This is a genomic window from Marinobacterium sp. YM272, from assembly GCF_050908845.1.
In the GTDB taxonomy this organism is placed as follows: domain Bacteria; phylum Pseudomonadota; class Gammaproteobacteria; order Pseudomonadales; family Balneatricaceae; genus Marinobacterium_D.
The window spans coordinates 92,326-108,658 of sequence record NZ_CP194171.1 but is presented as its reverse complement, the minus strand read 5'-3'; the positions used below and the strand labels follow the sequence as shown (position 1 = coordinate 108,658).

The 16,333-nt window shown below is 60.6% G+C and carries 17 protein-coding genes; 15 read left to right on the top strand and 2 right to left on the bottom strand.

Annotated features, from left to right (window positions below; all coding sequences use genetic code 11):
• The 7 genes from ubiH to ACQUQP_RS00555 all read left to right on the top strand — a co-directional run bounded on the left by ubiH (nucleotide 1) and on the right by ACQUQP_RS00555 (nucleotide 7,084).
• Complete coding sequence (ubiH, locus tag ACQUQP_RS00585; protein ID WP_432696889.1) at nucleotides 1–1,248, top strand: 2-octaprenyl-6-methoxyphenyl hydroxylase; 1,248 nt, start codon at nucleotides 1–3, stop codon at nucleotides 1,246–1,248.
• A gap of 70 nt (nucleotides 1,249–1,318) precedes the next feature.
• On the top strand, nucleotides 1,319–2,593 hold the full coding sequence (locus tag ACQUQP_RS00580; protein ID WP_432696888.1) for a UbiH/UbiF/VisC/COQ6 family ubiquinone biosynthesis hydroxylase: 1,275 nt from the start codon (nucleotides 1,319–1,321) through the stop codon (nucleotides 2,591–2,593).
• Nucleotides 2,594–2,716: 123 nt separating this feature from the next.
• Entirely contained in the window at nucleotides 2,717–3,817 is a 1,101-nt protein-coding gene (gcvT, locus tag ACQUQP_RS00575) for a glycine cleavage system aminomethyltransferase GcvT (protein ID WP_432696887.1), read from the top strand.
• A 22-nt stretch (nucleotides 3,818–3,839) separates the two neighbouring features.
• Nucleotides 3,840–4,229 carry a glycine cleavage system protein GcvH gene (gcvH, locus tag ACQUQP_RS00570; protein WP_432696886.1) on the top strand — a complete coding sequence of 130 codons (390 nt, stop codon included), beginning with the start codon at nucleotides 3,840–3,842 and terminating at the stop codon, nucleotides 4,227–4,229.
• Between the two features lie 78 nt (nucleotides 4,230–4,307).
• Nucleotides 4,308–5,504, top strand: a complete 1,197-nt coding sequence (locus tag ACQUQP_RS00565; protein WP_432696885.1) for a class I SAM-dependent rRNA methyltransferase — start codon at nucleotides 4,308–4,310, stop codon at nucleotides 5,502–5,504.
• Nucleotides 5,505–5,542: 38 nt separating this feature from the next.
• The gene (locus ACQUQP_RS00560) at nucleotides 5,543–6,580 is read left to right on the top strand and encodes an NADP(H)-dependent aldo-keto reductase (RefSeq protein WP_432696884.1); all 1,038 of its coding nucleotides are present in this window, start codon (nucleotides 5,543–5,545) and stop codon (nucleotides 6,578–6,580) included.
• 87 nt (nucleotides 6,581–6,667) lie between these two features.
• On the top strand, nucleotides 6,668–7,084 hold the full coding sequence (locus ACQUQP_RS00555) for a CBS domain-containing protein (protein WP_432696883.1): 417 nt from the start codon (nucleotides 6,668–6,670) through the stop codon (nucleotides 7,082–7,084).
• Nucleotides 7,085–7,097: 13 nt separating this feature from the next.
• Here ACQUQP_RS00555 and ACQUQP_RS00550 read toward each other — a convergent pair whose 3' ends face one another.
• Nucleotides 7,098–7,754, bottom strand: coding sequence for an HAD family hydrolase (locus ACQUQP_RS00550; protein ID WP_432698734.1), 657 nt, complete (start codon nucleotides 7,752–7,754; stop codon nucleotides 7,098–7,100).
• Between the two features lie 181 nt (nucleotides 7,755–7,935).
• Here ACQUQP_RS00550 and ACQUQP_RS00545 point away from each other — a divergent pair, with 181 nt between their 5' ends.
• Nucleotides 7,936–8,430 (top strand): RNA pyrophosphohydrolase, encoded by a 495-nt coding sequence (locus tag ACQUQP_RS00545; protein ID WP_432696882.1) that lies wholly within the window; start codon nucleotides 7,936–7,938, stop codon nucleotides 8,428–8,430.
• 23 nt (nucleotides 8,431–8,453) lie between these two features.
• On the top strand, nucleotides 8,454–10,748 hold the full coding sequence (ptsP, locus tag ACQUQP_RS00540) for a phosphoenolpyruvate--protein phosphotransferase (protein ID WP_432698733.1): 2,295 nt from the start codon (nucleotides 8,454–8,456) through the stop codon (nucleotides 10,746–10,748).
• A 3-nt stretch (nucleotides 10,749–10,751) separates the two neighbouring features.
• Here ptsP and ACQUQP_RS00535 read toward each other — a convergent pair whose 3' ends face one another.
• Complete coding sequence (locus tag ACQUQP_RS00535) at nucleotides 10,752–11,552, bottom strand: NRDE family protein (RefSeq protein WP_432696881.1); 801 nt, start codon at nucleotides 11,550–11,552, stop codon at nucleotides 10,752–10,754.
• A gap of 55 nt (nucleotides 11,553–11,607) precedes the next feature.
• On the opposite strand from ACQUQP_RS00535, the gene ACQUQP_RS00530 reads away from it, so the two are divergent.
• The 6 genes from ACQUQP_RS00530 to ACQUQP_RS00505 are packed head-to-tail and all read left to right on the top strand — an operon-like array spanning nucleotide 11,608 to nucleotide 16,332.
• The gene (locus tag ACQUQP_RS00530; protein WP_432696880.1) at nucleotides 11,608–12,414 is read left to right on the top strand and encodes a sulfite exporter TauE/SafE family protein; all 807 of its coding nucleotides are present in this window, start codon (nucleotides 11,608–11,610) and stop codon (nucleotides 12,412–12,414) included.
• 4 nt (nucleotides 12,415–12,418) lie between these two features.
• Complete coding sequence (lgt, locus tag ACQUQP_RS00525) at nucleotides 12,419–13,219, top strand: prolipoprotein diacylglyceryl transferase (protein ID WP_432696879.1); 801 nt, start codon at nucleotides 12,419–12,421, stop codon at nucleotides 13,217–13,219.
• Between the two features lie 43 nt (nucleotides 13,220–13,262).
• The gene (locus ACQUQP_RS00520; protein WP_432696878.1) at nucleotides 13,263–14,105 is read left to right on the top strand and encodes a thymidylate synthase; all 843 of its coding nucleotides are present in this window, start codon (nucleotides 13,263–13,265) and stop codon (nucleotides 14,103–14,105) included.
• Nucleotides 14,106–14,129: 24 nt separating this feature from the next.
• On the top strand, nucleotides 14,130–14,648 hold the full coding sequence (gene folA, locus ACQUQP_RS00515; RefSeq protein ID WP_432696877.1) for a type 3 dihydrofolate reductase: 519 nt from the start codon (nucleotides 14,130–14,132) through the stop codon (nucleotides 14,646–14,648).
• Nucleotides 14,648–15,619 (top strand): bifunctional biotin--[acetyl-CoA-carboxylase] ligase/biotin operon repressor BirA, encoded by a 972-nt coding sequence (gene birA, locus ACQUQP_RS00510; RefSeq protein WP_432696876.1) that lies wholly within the window; start codon nucleotides 14,648–14,650, stop codon nucleotides 15,617–15,619. The genes folA and birA overlap by 1 nt, the downstream gene beginning before the upstream one ends.
• Nucleotides 15,616–16,332 (top strand): type III pantothenate kinase, encoded by a 717-nt coding sequence (locus ACQUQP_RS00505; protein WP_432696875.1) that lies wholly within the window; start codon nucleotides 15,616–15,618, stop codon nucleotides 16,330–16,332. The genes birA and ACQUQP_RS00505 overlap by 4 nt, the downstream gene beginning before the upstream one ends.
• The last annotated feature ends 1 nt before the right edge of the window (nucleotide 16,333 follow it).

Below are 16,333 nucleotides of genomic sequence, written 5' to 3'. Positions count from 1 at the left end.
ATGCGAAACGACTATGATCTGGTGATTGTCGGTGGCGGCATGGTAGGCGCGAGTCTGGCCTGCGCGCTGCTGCCGGTGGCTCAGGAGCTGGAACTGCGTATCGCTGTTGTCGAGGCCGAGGCGATGCCGGCCGCCGGCGAACCGGTCTTTCAGCCCAGCTACGATGCCCGTTCCACGGCGCTGGCCTACGGTATACGTGCGCCTTTTGAGCGTATGGGCATCTGGGATCGGCTGGTGGAACACTTGACGCCTATCGAACATATCCACGTCTCGGATCGTGGCCGTTTTGGCGTCACACGGCTCGATGCCCGGCGTGAGCAGGTGCCGGCGCTGGGCTATGTGGTGGAAAACCACTGGCTTGGCCAGGTGCTGCTGAGCCAGTTGGGTCAGCAGGGTTCCCCCTGGATCGATTTTATCTCCCCGGCCCAGGTACTGGACCTGGATAACCGCGCCGATGGCAGTGAAGTACAGATCAGCAGCGAGCAGGGTCAGCGCACTCTCAAGGCCGGCCTGGTGGTGGTCGCCGATGGCGGTCGCTCTGCGCTGCGGGAAAAGCTGGGAATCGGCTATACGCAAAGCAGCTACGAGCAGCATGCGCTGGTCGCCAATGTCAGTCTGGACAGGTCCCACGGTGGCGTGGCCTATGAGCGTTTCACCGATACCGGACCGATCGCACTGCTGCCGGGTGAGGACCTGGATGGCCAGGCGCGCTGCGGTCTGGTATGGACCCTGCCTGAAGCCGAGGTGGACGAGGTGCTGGCGCTGGATGATGCCGCTTTCCTGCGTAAACTGCAGGATCGCTTCGGCTACCGTGCCGGTCGTTTTGTGCGCGTGGGTGAGCGCTTCCACTACCCGTTAAAGCTGGTACTGGCCGAAGAGCAGGTGCGGGCGGGCCTTGTGGTGCTCGGTAATGCGGCTCATGCACTCCATCCGATCGCGGGGCAGGGATTCAACCTGGCGTTTCGCGGTGTCGTTGCGCTGGCCGACCTGATCATTGAACGTCGGCGCGAAGGTCTGCCACTCGGGGAGCTGCACGCGCTGCAGATGTTTGAGGCGGCGCGCCGCTCCGATCAGTATCGCACCATCCAGTTCAGTGACCGCACCATGAAGATGTTTACCAGTGAACAGCCGGGACTTGCGCTGCTGCGCGACCTGGGACTGGTGGCGCTGGAGATATGCCCCCTGGGCAAGACGCTGTTGGCCCGGGCCGCCATGGGCCTGGATCAGCCGGCGCCGCGGTTGCGCTGATCACGCTCACGTTGATCAAGATTGCGCTGATTACGGTTGCATAGATAGAGACAGAACAAGAGGGCTTGGGGTGTCGACAGCACAAACAGCAAGGGAAAGTGTAGATATCCTGATCGTGGGTGGCGGTATGGTGGGCGTCGCGCTGGCCTGTGCGCTGGCACCGACCGGCCTGTCGATCCGTATACTGGAACAGCGTGACGAGCAGCCCGAACAGTTGATCAACGCACTGCCGGCATTGTCCGAGCAGGGTTTTGATCCCCGGGTCAGCGCTCTGACCTGTGCCTCGCAGCAGCTGATGACTCACCTCGGTGCCTGGTCTGCCATCAAGCATAGCCGGGCCTGCGTCTATACCGATATGACGGTCTGGGACGGCACCGGTCGTGGCGAGATCCATTTCAGTGCGGATGAGCTGCACGAACCCTGCCTTGGTCATATCGTCGAGAACCGGGTCACACTGGCAGCGCTCTACGGTGCCATGCAGCAGGCCGACAATGTCATCTTCGAGCCGGGCGTCAGGATCGAGACGATCACGCCACCGAATCCGCTCGGGGAACGCGAGCTGCATCTTGCCGACGGCCGCGCTATTCAAACCCGACTCTTGGTCGCGGCCGATGGTGCCCAGTCCAGGGTTCGCAGCCTGACCGGCATGGGCGCCACGGAGTGGGATTATGGCCATCACGCTATCGTCACCACCATCGAAACCGAAGCGCCTCACCAGGATACCTGCTGGCAGCGTTTCACCGAGGATGGCCCGCTGGCACTGCTGCCGCTGGCGCATCCGAACGGACGCACGCTGTCGATCGTCTGGTCCACCTCACCGGCCCATGCGCGTGAGCTGATGGCGCTGGATGATGACGCTTTCTGTGGTGCGCTCGGCAAGGCGTTCGAGCACCGCCTGGGCGCGATTCTGCGCACCGATAAACGTCACGTGCATCCGCTGCGACAGCGGCATGCGCAGCGTTACGTTCAGCCGGGCCTGGCCCTGGTGGGCGATGCGGCACATACCATCCATCCGCTGGCCGGGCAGGGGGTTAACCTGGGTTTCCTCGATGTGGCGGCGCTGGCCGAAGTGGTGCTGGATGCCCATGAGCGCGGCGATGCCTGGTGGAGCGAGCGGGTGTTGCGACGCTATCAGCGTATGCGCCGTGCCGACAACCTGCAGACCGCGGCGGCGATGGAGGGCTTCCGGCGCCTGTTTGATGATCTGCCGGCACCGCTGCGGCTGCTGCGCTCCAGCGGCATGAGCCTGGTCGATCGCATGGCACCGGTGAAGCAGCATCTGGTGCTGATGGCGATGGGTTTGCGCGGCGAGGTACCGCGCCTGGCGCGCCGGCCGTTGAGCTGACACCCGGCTCTGCGGCGCCTGGGCAGCGATTGAACTGCCCGGGGTTTGCCGATACATTGTCATCCCTTTTTCAGGCCCTGGCGGCAGCGCAAGCCTGCCAGGCCGCAACCGACGGGTTGGCCGATGGCAAAGAAAACTCCACTTCATGCTCAGCATCTGGCGCTCGGTGCCAAAATAGTTGATTTCAGCGGCTGGCAGATGCCGTTGCACTACGGCTCCCAGGTTGATGAACATCACCAGGTACGTCGAGCTGCTGGCATGTTTGACGTGTCCCACATGACCGTTGTCGATGTCTCCGGTGGCCAGTCCACCGCTTACCTGCGCCACCTGCTGGCGAACGACGTAGCACGCCTGAAACACGCCGGCAGCGCGCTGTACACGACCATGCTCAACGAGCAGGGCGGCGTCATCGATGATCTTATTGTCTACCGCATGACCGAGCCCGGCACAGGCGAGTGGTACCGTCTGGTGGTTAACTGCGGTACCCGCGAGGTGGATCTCGCCTGGATGGCCGATTGCGCCGTACGCTTCGAGGTCAGCCTGAATGAACAGCGGGACCTGGCGATGGTGGCGGTCCAGGGTCCTGAAGCCCGTGCGCTGACCGCTTCTGTTCTCAGTGACAGCCGTGCCCGCCTGATCGAAGGACTCAAGCCGTTTCAGGGGCAGGAGTCGGAAGGCTGGTTCATTGCCCGCACCGGTTATACCGGTGAAGATGGGCTGGAGCTGATGCTGCCGGATGACGAGGTGGCAGGCTTCTGGCAGGCGCTGATCGGGGCCGGTGTCAAACCCTGTGGCCTGGGTGCACGGGACACCCTGCGTCTCGAAGCGGGGCTGAACCTCTACGGCGCCGACATGACGCAGCAGGTCACTCCACTGGAGTCCAACCTGGGCTGGACGCTGGCCTGGGAACCTGCGGACAGACAGTTTATTGGTCGTGAGGCGCTGGAAGCGCAGCGAAGCGAGGGCGTCGGGTCTAAACTGGTTGGGCTGGTGCTGGAGCAGCGCGGTATCCTGCGGGCCCACCAGGCAGTAACAGTAGACGGCGTCGGTGAGGGCGAAGTCACCAGTGGCAGTTATTCGCCGACCCTGGAGTGCTCCATCGCGCTGGCGCGGGTGCCGGTTGCTACCGGCGAGTCGGCCAGTGTCGAGGTAAGAGGAAAAAGTCTGCCGGTTAAGGTTGTCAAACCGCCCTTCGTACGAGAGGGTAAAAAACGGTTTTCCTGAGGTTCAAAGTAAGGATCAAACGATGAGCAATGTCCCGAGTGAACTGAAGTACGTGGCCAGCCACGAGTGGATTCGTGAAGAAGATGGGGGTGTCGTTTGCATCGGCATCACCGATCACGCCCAGGAGCTGCTGGGTGATGTGGTCTTTGTTGAGCTGCCGGATCTCGACGCGGAAGTGTCGAGCGGAGACGATACCGGAGTGGTTGAATCGGTCAAGGCAGCCTCCGATATCTATGCGCCGGTGAGCGGTACCGTGGTGGCGATCAACGAGGAGCTTGAAGACGCTCCTGAACTGGTCAACTCCGATCCTTACGGTGATGGCTGGTTCTACAAGATTAAACTGAGCGACCCGGAAGAGCTGGAAGCCCTGCTCGATGCGGACGCCTACTCGGAACAGTGCGAATCCGAATAACGGCGTTGCTTCCTGAACGTCAGTCCCTCCTGTCCCGGCCGCGCTGCCGGGACAGTCATTTCAAGCGATACGGCAGTTATGAATATCAAACCCCTAGTGCTCCAGGCCAATGCCGACCGCCGCCTGCGTGCCGGTCATCTGTGGATTTACAGTAACGAAGTCGATACCCGGCGCACGCCTCTGAAGGAGTTCGAACCGGGCGAGCAGGTCCAGGTGGAGAACGCCCGAGGCAAGGTGCTGGGGTTGGCGTACGTGAACCCGAATACCCTGATCTGTGGCCGGATGATCAGCCGTGACGCCGGTTATCCTCTGGACCGCTCGCTGCTGGTTCACCGCCTCAAGGTGGCCGCATCGCTGCGCGAGGCCCAGTTCGACAAGCCCTGCTACCGTCTGGTTTTTGGTGATTCGGATGGCCTGCCCGGACTGGTTGTGGACCGTTTTTACGATCTGTTCGTGGTGCAGATCTCCACGGCGGGCATGGACCGGGTGCAGGAGCTGGTGATCGATGCGCTGAACCGTGTTTTCAAACCCGCCGCCATCGTGCTGCGCAATGACAGCAAGATGCGTTCGCTGGAAGGGCTGGATACTTACGTGGAGGTGGTGCAGGGCGAAGTGCCGGAACTGGTGCCCCTTAACGAGAACGGCGTGGATCTGCTGGCCCCGGTGCTGACCGGACAGAAGACCGGCTGGTTCTACGATCACCGGGAAAACCGCGCGCGCATGCAGTCGATGGTGAAGGGCAAGCGGGTGCTGGATCTGTTCAGTTATGTTGGAGGCTGGGGCGCCCAGGCGCTGGCGGCCGGCGCCGAAGAGGTCTCCTGCCTGGATGCGTCTGCCGGTGCGCTGGAAGTGGCAGCGGAAAACGCGCGTATCAATAATGCAGAGCGCCGTTTCCGTGCCCTCCAGGGCGATGCCTTCGATCTGTGCAAGGCGATGGTGGCGGAGAAGGAGCGCTTCGATCTGGTCATCGTCGACCCGCCCGCCTTTATCCAGAAGCGCAAGGACGTGAAAAACGGCGAGCGCGCTTACGGGCGGATCAACAACTTCGCCATGCGCCTGCTGGCGAAGGATGGCGTGCTGATCTCCGCATCCTGCTCCATGCATCTGCAGCGGGAGCGGCTGGTGGATCTGCTGCGCTCCAACAGCCGGGAACTGGACCGTTATGCGCAGATATTCGCCCAGGGCTACCAGGGCGCGGATCACCCGATCCATCCAGCGATTCCCGAAACCGAATACCTCAAGGCCTATTTTATGCGCGTGCTGCCGGCAAGCTGAGGCGGTGCGTGCCAGAGCGTTAAACAAGGAGAGGATTGATGGAGTACAAACAGCTGGGTCGTTCCGACCTCCGGGTCAGCCGGATTGCGCTGGGTACCATGACCTTCGGCCGCACCAACACCGAAGCGGAGGCGTTTGAGCAGATGGACTACGCCCTGGCCGAGGGCGTTAACCTGATCGACGCGGCAGAGATGTATCCGGTGCCGACCGATCCTGCCTACCAGGGTAATACCGAGCAGTACATCGGTAACTGGATGAAGGCGCGTGGCAATCGCGATCAGGTGGTGCTGGCCACCAAGGTGGCAGGTCCCGGCGAGCAGATCAGCTATCTGCGCCCGGATCTGCATCTCGACCGTGCCAACATCCGCAAGGCACTGGAGGATTCCCTGACCCGGCTGCAGACCGATTATGTCGATCTCTATCAGCTGCACTGGCCGGACCGGGTAGCCAACTACTTCGGCAAGCTGGCCTATAAGCATCACCCGGAAAAGGATGGTACGCCGATCCTTGAAACCCTGCAGGTACTGGGTGAACTGGTGGACGAGGGCAAGATCCGTTATTTCGGCCTGTCCAACGAAACCGCCTGGGGCACGATGAAGTTCCTGCAACTGGCCGAGCAGCACAATTTGCCGCGTCCGATCTCGGTACAGAACCCCTATAACCTGCTGAACCGCTCCCTGGAAGTGGGTCTGTCCGAGGTGATGTTGCGCGAGGAGGTGGACCTGCTGGCCTATTCGCCGCTGGGCTTTGGCGTGCTCAGTGGTAAATACCTGGGCGGTGCCCGCCCGGAAGGCGCACGGCTGGTGGAGTTTCCCCAGTTTGCCCGTTACATCTCCGCAAAAGGGCAGGCCGCCACGGAAGCGTATGTGAACCTGGCCCGGGATGCGGGGCTGGATCCGGCCCAGATGGCACTGGCTTACGTCAACAGCCGCGACTTCCTCGGCAGTAATATTATCGGCGCGACGCGGATGGATCAGCTGCGCAGCAATATCGCCTCAGTGGATCTGCAGCTCAGCGCTGATCTGCTCGGCGAGATTGAAGCGCTGCACGATCACCACACCTACCCCTGCCCCTGATGAAATAATTGCCCCGGCATAGGCAAAAGCAGCGATCCTCTGCCAAACTTTAGGCGCTATCGAAAATGATAAAAAAAGGAGGATCGCATGCTACATCAGAAGCAGGTGCGTGACCTGATGCTGCCGGTTGCGCATCCGTTGAAAGGTCAGATGGCGCTCTCTGAAGCGGTTGAGCTTATCCTGATGTCTGGACAGCTGGGGTTGCCGGTGGTCGATGACCGGCGTGCGGTGATCGGCTTCCTGTCGGAGCACGACTGCCTGCGCTATCTGGTCAGCAGCAGTTACTACTGTGACAGCCGTATCCAGGTGTCCGATATCATGCACCAGGAGCCGCTCTGTGTGGCGCCGGGGGATAGTGTCGTTGACCTGGCCCAGCAGATGAGCCAGAGCAAGCCGAAAAACTATCCGGTGGTGGAGCAGGGGCGCCTGCTTGGCATGATTACGCGGCGCCAGATTATGATGGAGCTGAACCGCATGCTGCGTGAGTGCAAGGTAGCGATCTGATCCGGTGTCAGCCTCAGCGGCGCAGATCCATGACCGGCCAGTCACGCTCCCGGGCAACCGCTTCCAGCCTGGCGTCCGGATTGACCGCCACCGGAAAATCTACCTTTTCCAGTAGTGGCAGATCGTTGTGGGAGTCGCTGTAGAAACTGCTTCCCGCCAGCGAGTGGCCGGTTTCGCTGAGCCAGGTATCCAGGCGTACCACCTTGCCGCCCTGGAAACAGGGGGTGCCGGCAACGCGCCCGGTGAAACGGTCTGCAAGACGCTCGGGCTCGGTGGCCAGCAACGCATCCACGCCCAGACGTTCAGCGATCGGGGCGGTCACGAAACGGTTGGTGGCCGTGATAATGAGCAGGAAATCTCCCTGTGCCCGGTGCTTGTCGAGCAGGTCGCGGGCGGCCGGTAGCATCATCGGTTCGATACACTCGGTCATGAACTCCGCGTGCCAGGCGTTCAGCTGCTCTTCGCTATGGTTAGCCAGCGGGCGCAGGGCAAAGTTTAGAAACTCGTGGATATCCAGGGTGCCGGCCTGGTACTGCTGCAGGAAATGATCATTGGCCTCCCGGTATGCCTTCTCGTCAACGATACCGCGACGGCAGAGAAACTCTCCCCAGGCGTGGTCGCTGTCACCGTTAATTAGTGTGTTATCGAGATCAAAAATGGCCAGGCGCACGTCAGAACACTCCCGTTGCTCCGCCGGATATGGCGGGTTGAAGGCAAAGGCATAGGATAAGGGGTGGGCCGGGGCCATGCAACGAATCGCTCTTTGTATGGTCATTATGGCAGGCTATTTGCGTAACCCCGGATATATGGAACAATAGCTTCATATTAATAAGGTATTTCGGGATTAAACTGTGATCGATTCAGACGGGTTCAGACCGAATGTCGGTATCATTCTGGTCAACGCGCTGGGTCAGGTACTTTGGGCAAGGCGCATCGGGCAGGATGCCTGGCAGTTTCCGCAGGGCGGAATTCAGGGACGTGAAACCCCCGAACAGGCAATGTTCCGTGAACTTGACGAGGAGATCGGGTTGTCGCCAAAGGATGTGGAAATTCTGGCGGTAACACGAGGCTGGTTGCGCTACCGGCTGCCCAAACGCATGATTCGGCGCCATTCACACCCTGTGTGTGTGGGCCAGAAGCAGAAATGGTTCCTGCTGCGCATGCTCAGCCATGACAGCGCGGTAAAAATAGACAAAACAGATTCGCCGGAATTTGATGGCTGGCGTTGGGTCAGTTACTGGTATCCTCTGGGGCAGGTGGTGTCCTTCAAGCGAGAGGTTTACCGCAAAGCATTACGAGAATTATCGCCGAAGCTGGCGCGCTTGCAGCCGGTTTCAGAGCGTTAGAGTTGGGGGTGAATCGGATGGCGATGCTTAGCGTGCTTCGCAAAATTGTTCAGGAAGTGAGTACCGCCCCGGATCTCGACTCTGTTCTTGACCTGACGGTCAGGCGTATTCAGCGTGCCATGCACACCCAGGTCTGCTCCATCTATCTGCTCGACACCATCTCCCAGCGCTATGTGCTGATGGCGACCCAGGGGCTTAACCGTGAAGCGGTGGGCACGGTCAGCCTGTCCCCCACTGAGGGTGTTGTTGGCCTGGTGGGTCAGCGGGCCGAGCCGATCAACCTGGAGGATGCTGCCCTGCATCCTTCCTTCATCTACGTGCAGTCCACCGGTGAGGAGCGTTACCACGCTTTTCTCGGGGTACCGATTATCCATCAGGGTGAGGTGCTCGGCGTGCTGGTGGTTCAGCAGCATGACAGCCGCCGCTTTGATGAATCGGAAGAGGCCTTTCTGGTCACCGTGTCAGCCCAGTTGGCGGGGGTGATCGCCCATGCCGAGGCCACCGGTTCCATAATGCCGGTCGGCAATCACACCGGCGGCCAGCCAAAAATGGTACAGGACCGCCGCTTCAGCGGTGTTGCCGGTGCGCCCGGTATCGCGATTGGCCAGGTGTTTGTCGCCACCCTGCCTGCGGATCTGGAGGGGGTGCCGGATAAGCGCGCCCGTGATATCGATAAAGAGGTCGCCAGCTTTAATGCCGCGCTTGAGCAGGTGCGACATGAGATCCGTGAGGTCAGCAAAACCCTGGAGCAGCGTCTGCGCAGCGATGAGCAGGCGTTGTTTGATGTCTACCTGCGCATGCTGGAGGACAATGCCCTGGCGGGGCAGGTGGTTGAGCGGATCCGCGCCGGCAACTGGGCGCAGGGGGCGCTGCGGGAGGTCGTTGCCGACCATGTACGCCAGTTTTCGGCGATGGATGATCCTTACCTGCGCGAGCGCGCCAGCGATATCCGCGACCTGGGGCGCCGCATTCTCAGCCATCTGCAGGAGGATGTCAGCGTTGGCGAGGTGGAGTACCCTGATCAGACGGTGCTGTTGGCGGATGACCTGTCGCCGGCGATGCTCGGTCTTGTGCCGGAAGACAAGCTTGTCGGCCTGGTGTCGGTGAGTGGATCGGGTAACTCCCATGCCGCCATTCTGGCGCGCTCCATGGGTATTCCCACGGCGATGGGGGTGGTGGATCTGCCGTTTACACGGTTGGACGGCCGGGAGATTATTCTCGATGGCTACACCGGCCGGGTCTACGTTAACCCCTCTGACGATCTGAAAAACGCCTTTGGTGAGATTCTGCGTGAAGAGCAGATGATTGCTGCCGGGCTGGAGACGCTCAAGGATCTGCCGGCACAGACCTCCGACGGCTACCGCATGCCGCTGTGGGTTAACACGGGCCTGACCAGCGATGTGGAGCGCTCGCTGGAGCGCGGTGCAGAAGGGATCGGACTCTATCGCACTGAAATTCCGTTTATGACACGGGATTTTTTCCCCAGCGAACAGGAGCAGATGCATATCTATCGCCGGCAGCTGGAAGCCTTTGCGCCGCTGCCGGTGACCATGCGCACCCTGGATATCGGCGGCGACAAGGCGCTGCCCTATTTTCCTATCAGCGAAGAAAACCCCTTTCTCGGCTGGCGCGGTATCCGCGTAACCCTGGATCATCCCGAGATCTTCCTGGTGCAGGTGCGCGCCATGCTCAGGGCTTCACTGGGTTACGGCAACCTGCGCATCATGCTGCCGATGGTCACCTCCATGCACGAGATTGAGGAAGCCAGTGAGCAGATCGATCGAGCCGTGCGTGAGCTGCAGGAAGAGGGGCTCGATGTTGAGCGCCCACCGGTGGGAATCATGGTGGAAGTCCCGGCGGCGGTGTATCTGACGCGCCGTTTTGCCCGCAAGGTGGATTTTATCTCCGTGGGTTCCAACGATCTGACCCAGTACCTGCTGGCGGTAGATCGCAACAATCCGCGGGTGGCGGACCTCTACGCGCCCTATCACCCGGCCGTGCTCAAGGTGCTGCAGTTCGTCGCCCAGGAAGCGCGCAAGGAACACAAACCGGTCTCCATCTGTGGTGAGATGGCTGCTGATCCCGGTGGTGCGCTGCTGCTGATGGCGATGGGCTACGATGTGTTGTCGATGAACTCCAACAACCTGCCGAAAGTTAAATCCGCCATACGCGGTACCAGCCTGGCAAAAGCCAACTCCCTGCTGCAGCGGGTGCTGCGGATGGATGATGCCGAGGCGATTCATCAGTACCTGCGCACTTCCCTGAAAAGCATGGGGCTGGGCAGTCTTACCCGGCCGTCGCTTCCAGAGCAGGATTGAGTGTCACAGACCCAGAGGTGGCAGCCTCAGGGTCAGGTCGGTTTCTCCGCTGTAGTTGCCACCCTGGCCAAAGCGCCGCTCTATCATCCGTGTATCCCCTTCAGAATTCTGCATCACCAGCGTGGTGGCGCGGGTGCCGTAATCCCCGCTGTGGATAAAACAGCTCGACAGCAGCCTCTCCTTGTCGATCGGAATGCCGGTATCGGGTAGTTCCCGGTCATCGGCCCGGGTGTCGTCGTGCAGCAGTGCCAGCAGTTGTGAAGGCGCAAGGCTCCTGTCACTCAGTGCGCGGCTCAACGCGGCCCGGGCCCGCTGAGCTTTCGGCCAGGGGGTATCGAGCAGGGCATTGCTGAGCGTGTATAAGCCGCTGCTCAGGGGCTGCAGCGCTGCACCGCGATTGCCGCTGTAGAAGATGCCGCTGCGGTCGGCTCGCAACAGGTTGTAGCCGGAACGCACCTCGGCCGGCGGTTGGTAGTGAGCCGCAGGGCTGGTGTGGGTCAGAAAGTCGGTGACCAGTTGCCCGCGGGAAGGGCCGCTATCGCTGCGGGTGCCATCGCGGTAATTGGTCAATGCGGCAAAACGCCCGGAACGGCTGAAGCCCATCCAACTGCCCAGTGCCTTGATATCGCGACCAGCGATGATGGGAGCGTCGGGCCAGAAGTGCAGTCCCTGGGTGGGGCGGTCATAAAACTCGTCACGGTTGGCCAGTAGAATGAACGGCCAGTCCGGGTGTTGGTTGATGGCAAATACGATCAGGCACAAGGCTCGGGGCTCCAGCTCCACGGGCAGGGATGTTCTGTTCATTGTCAGATCTAATCCCTACTATAGTGCACTTTCTTTTTTGGGGTGAGCGATTCGGATGTTGGAAATATTCGCACTTTATCTGTTGCTTGGTGCCGCGGCGGGGTTTGTCGCCGGCCTTTTTGGTATCGGCGGTGGTCTGCTGATCGTACCGGTGTTGATCTTTTCCTTTACGGCGCAAGGGCTCTCCCCCGAGGTGCTGACCCATGCGGCGGTCGCAACCTCGCTGGGAACCATTGTGTTCACGTCGATCAGTTCAATTCGGGCCCATCATGCCAATAGCGCCGTTCACTGGAATCTGTTTCCCTGGATTTCCGCAGGGATTCTGGCCGGTGCGCTGGGCGGTGTCTGGATTGCGGAGATGCTCAGTGGTCGGGTGTTGCAGCTGGCATTTGGCTGTTTCACCTTGGCTGTCGCGCTGCAAATGGCGTTAAACCTGAGGCCTTCATCGGGAGGGCGTGAACCCGGCAAGAAGGAGCTGGTGGTTGCCGGTGGTGGTGTGGGTTGTGCGTCCGCGGTGTTCGGTATCGGCGGTGGCACGCTGACAGTTCCTTACCTGCACTGGCGCAGGCTCAATATGCCGCATGCGGTGGCAACATCTGCTGCCTGTGGTCTGCCCATAGCCCTGGTTGGAGCGACGGGGAATATCGTTACCGGCTGGGACGAGGCGAGGATGCCAGAGTGGAGCCTGGGATATATCTATCTGCCGGCGTTGCTGGGCATCGTGCTGGCGAGTACGTTTACCGCCCGCTTCGGCGCGCGTCTGGCGCATCGGCTGCCGCAGCGCAAGCTGAAACTGGTTTTTGCGCTGTTTCTGGCCTTCGTCGGTATCCGTTTTCTCGTGACTAATCTGCTGCAGGGGTAAGCTTGTGTGGGTGCATGATATCAATCCGCTGGCGCTGGAACTGGGGCCGCTCAAGGTGCACTGGTATGGTCTGATGTATCTTATCGGCTTTGGTGCGGCCTGGTTGCTGGGTGGCTGGCGGGCGCGTCAGCCGGGCTCGGGCTGGACCGAAGAGCAGGTCTCTGACCTGGTGTTTTGGGGTGCCCTGGGTGTCGTGCTGGGTGGCCGTTGTGGTTATGTGCTGTTTTACCATTTTGATTATTTTCTCCAGGATCCGCTCTGGCTGTTTGCGATCTGGGAAGGTGGCATGTCCTTCCATGGCGGGCTGCTGGGGGTAATAGCCGCCATTGCCTGGTTTGCCCGTCGTCATGGCAAGCGCTTCTTTGAACTGGCCGACTTTGTTGCGCCGCTGATTCCCATCGGTCTTGGCGCAGGACGCCTCGGCAACTTTATCGGTGGTGAGCTCTGGGGCCGGCCCACGGATCAAACCTGGGGCATTATCTTCCCGCGCGCGGGAGACGGTCTGGCGCGCCACCCGTCCCAGCTTTATGAAGCGGTACTGGAGGGGCTGGTGATGTTTGCGATCCTCTGGTGGTATTCGGCTAAGCCACGCCCAAGAATGGCGGTATCCGGTCTGTTCCTGCTGCTCTACGGCGTGTTTCGCTCCAGTGTTGAGTTCTTTCGGGAGCCCGATGAACAGCTCGGTTTCCTGGCGTTTGACTGGCTGACCATGGGGCAGCTGCTATCGTTGCCGATGATTATCGGCGGCATGGTGTTGCTGGCTATGGCCTATGGTCGCCGTGCGCCCAATGCCGTTAAGCGGTAAAGTATGCAGTCCCACCGCAGGACTCAGTTAAAGAAAGGGCCGTATGCAACAGTACCTCGATTTGATGCGTGAAATCGTCGACCAGGGTGTCGATAAGGGCGACCGTACCGGTACGGGAACGCGTTCGCTGTTTGGTCGTCAGCTGCGTTTCGATCTGCAGCAGGGCTTTCCGCTGCTGACGACTAAAAAGGTGCATCTTAAATCGGTGATCTACGAACTGCTCTGGTTCCTTTCCGGCAGCACCGATAACACCTGGCTTAACCAACATGGCGTCAGCATCTGGGATGAGTGGGCGCTGGATAACGGTGACCTGGGGCCGATCTACGGTAAACAGTGGCGCTCCTGGGCCTGTCCGGATGGCTCGACCATCGATCAGATCAGCGAGGTGATCGAGCAGATCCGTCGCAAGCCCAACTCGCGGCGCCTGATTGTCAGCGGCTGGAATCCGGCGGATCTGCCGGACGAGTCGCTCAGTCCGCAGGAGAATGCGCGTAACGGCAAGGCGGCACTGCCACCCTGTCACACCCTGTTCCAGTTCTATGTGGCGAACGGCAAACTCAGCTGCCAGCTGTACCAGCGCAGTGCCGACTATTTCCTCGGCGTACCGTTTAATATCGCCAGTTACGCTCTGCTGACCCATATGGTGGCGCAGCAGTGTGATTTGGAGGTGGGAGAGTTTGTCCACACCTTCGGTGATCTGCACCTCTACAGCAATCATCTGAACGACCCGACGATCGTGCCCGAGCAGCTGTCCCGCATGCCGCGCGCCTTGCCGAAGCTGAACATCAGGCGTCGTCCAGATTCCATCTTTGATTACCAATTCGATGACTTCGAGGTGGTGGATTACGACCCCTATCCGGTAATCCGAGCCCCGATCGCGATCTGAGAAGCTTTCATGAAAGGAGTGTCCATGCGATTGGCTATGATCGTGGCCCAAGCCGAAAACCGTGTGATTGGCAACGATAACAAGCTGCCCTGGTATCTGCCGGAAGACCTCAAGTACTTCAAGCGCGTGACCCTGGGTAAGCCCGTCATCATGGGGCGGAAAACCTATGAGTCGATCGGTCGTCCGTTACCGGGGCGCTGCAACATCGTTGTGACCCGCGATCCGGAATGGCAGGCGGCGGGCGTCGTCGTCACTGCCGATCCGGCCCGCGCGCTGGAGCACGCCGCTGCCCAGGCGGAGGTGGACGGAGTCGAGGAGGCGGTGGTCATGGGTGGAGCCGAGATCTACCGCCAGTTGCTGCCGCAGACCGAACGTCTGTATCTGACCCAGGTTCATGCCGAGGTGGAGGGCGATGCGCACTTCCCGGCGCTGGAACCCGAGCAGTGGCGTGAAGTGGGGCGGGAGGATTTTTCCGCCAGCGAAACCAACCCCTATGCGTACAGTTTTATTGTGCTGGAGCGGGTTGCGGAGGTTGCTGCCTGATGGAGCTCACCAAACTGTTGAATCTGATGTCCGACGGCGCCTTTCATTCCGGGCGCGAGCTGGGTGAGGTGCTGGGCGTAAGCCGCTCTGCCGTGTGGAAGCAGATTCAACGTCTCGAAGCGCTCGGCATAGAGGTCTATAGCGTGAAGGGGCGCGGCTATCGCCTGCCCGCAGGTATCGATCTGCTGGACCTGGAGCGCTTTCGCATGCAGTTGCCCCAGGCGGCGCTCGAGCGCCTAGATGAAGTGGTGTTCGAGGAGGAGGTGGCATCCACCAACAGTCTGGCATTGCAGGCGCTGAATAAAGGTCGCAATGCCGGTCTCTATGCCGCCGAATACCAGGCCAAGGGGCGCGGTCGACGTGGTCGCGACTGGATCAGCCCTTACGGCGCCAATCTCTATTTCTCCCTCGCCTGGCGTTTCTCCGCAGGTGTTGCCGCCCTGGAAGGGCTCAGTCTGGCGGTAGGTGTGGCTCTGCGTCGGGGGCTTGGGCGGATCGGTGTTGATGACGTACAGCTTAAGTGGCCCAACGATCTGCTCAGTCAGGGACGCAAGCTGGCCGGTATCCTGATCGAGATCAGCGGCGATGCGGCAGGCGAGTGCCAGGTAGTGATCGGTGTAGGTATGAATGTGGCCATGCCGGCCGGATTGCTGGAGCAGATCTCCCAGCCGATCGCGGATGTTGCCGACCTGGCTGATAACCATCCCGGTCGCAGTGAGCTGCTGGCGATTCTTGTGGACGAGCTGTTGGATACCCTGGACCGGTTCGAGCGGGATGGCTTTGGTGCAGTCAGGCAGGAGTGGCTGCAGGCTAATGCTCATCGCGACAGCCGTATCCGCCTGATCAGTGGTCAGGAGGAGATCAGTGGTATCTGCCGGGGCGTTGATGAAAGTGGTGCACTGCTGCTTGAATCGGGTGGCCAGGTGCGCAGCTATTACGGTGGTGAGGTCAGCCTCAGGGCAGCAGAATGATTCTCGAGATCGATGTAGGCAACACTTTCCTGAAGTGGCGGCTCAGAGAGCATAGCGGTGCAGTTGTGGCGTCGCAGCGGGTTGCCGCCAAGGCGCTTTCTGCGACGTTGTTTAACAACCTGCAGGGTGTCGAGCTCGTGCTGGTGGGCTCTGTCGCCAATGAGGCGTTTAACGCCAGGTTGGCGGATGTGGTGGCTGACTCGGGCCTGCCGGAACCGCTGTTTGCCGGTACCCGGGGATATCAGGCCGGGGTTACCAACAGTTATCAGCAACCTGAACTGATGGGGGTTGATCGCTGGCTGGCGATGCTGGCCGCCTGGAAAATAGCCGGTGATGCCTGTTGTGTGGTCGACTGTGGCAGTGCCATTACCATCGACTACCTCAATGCCAGGGGTGTGCATCAGGGCGGCTTTATTCTCCCTGGAATGCATCTGCTGCGGACAACGCTGCTGAACAATACGGCACGGGTGTTTGTTGACCCCTCGCTGGCGGAATTCAGTCCCAGACCCGGCACCAGTACCAGTGCGGCGGTTACCCAGGGCGCGGACTTTATGTTCGAGGCGATCTGCAAGCGGGTGCTGGACAGTCTCGAGCCGGAGATGAGCCTGTTTGTGACCGGTGGTGATGGTGAGCTGTTTCACCGGGTGGCTGGGCGCGGCGAATGGATTCCGGATCTGGTTCTGGATGGTCTGGAGCTGACGCGGGAGAGTTGAG

Bases quoted from the DNA above. Each gene is read 5' to 3' on its own strand.
- ACQUQP_RS00530 (WP_432696880.1), top strand. From the start codon at position 11,608: ATGTTGGAAATATTCGCACTTTATCTGTTGCTTGGTGCCGCGGCGGGG.
- ACQUQP_RS00505 (WP_432696875.1), top strand. From the start codon at position 15,616: ATGATTCTCGAGATCGATGTAGGCAACACTTTCCTGAAGTGGCGGCTC.
- ACQUQP_RS00520 (WP_432696878.1), top strand. From the start codon at position 13,263: ATGCAACAGTACCTCGATTTGATGCGTGAAATCGTCGACCAGGGTGTC.
- ACQUQP_RS00560 (WP_432696884.1), top strand. From the start codon at position 5,543: ATGGAGTACAAACAGCTGGGTCGTTCCGACCTCCGGGTCAGCCGGATT.
- folA (WP_432696877.1), top strand. From the start codon at position 14,130: ATGCGATTGGCTATGATCGTGGCCCAAGCCGAAAACCGTGTGATTGGC.
- ACQUQP_RS00555 (WP_432696883.1), top strand. From the start codon at position 6,668: ATGCTACATCAGAAGCAGGTGCGTGACCTGATGCTGCCGGTTGCGCAT.
- birA (WP_432696876.1), top strand. From the start codon at position 14,648: ATGGAGCTCACCAAACTGTTGAATCTGATGTCCGACGGCGCCTTTCAT.
- ACQUQP_RS00565 (WP_432696885.1), top strand. From the start codon at position 4,308: ATGAATATCAAACCCCTAGTGCTCCAGGCCAATGCCGACCGCCGCCTG.
- ACQUQP_RS00535 (WP_432696881.1), bottom strand. From the start codon at position 11,552: ATGAACAGAACATCCCTGCCCGTGGAGCTGGAGCCCCGAGCCTTGTGC.
- ubiH (WP_432696889.1), top strand. From the start codon at position 1: ATGCGAAACGACTATGATCTGGTGATTGTCGGTGGCGGCATGGTAGGC.
- gcvT (WP_432696887.1), top strand. From the start codon at position 2,717: ATGGCAAAGAAAACTCCACTTCATGCTCAGCATCTGGCGCTCGGTGCC.
- ptsP (WP_432698733.1), top strand. From the start codon at position 8,454: ATGCTTAGCGTGCTTCGCAAAATTGTTCAGGAAGTGAGTACCGCCCCG.
- gcvH (WP_432696886.1), top strand. From the start codon at position 3,840: ATGAGCAATGTCCCGAGTGAACTGAAGTACGTGGCCAGCCACGAGTGG.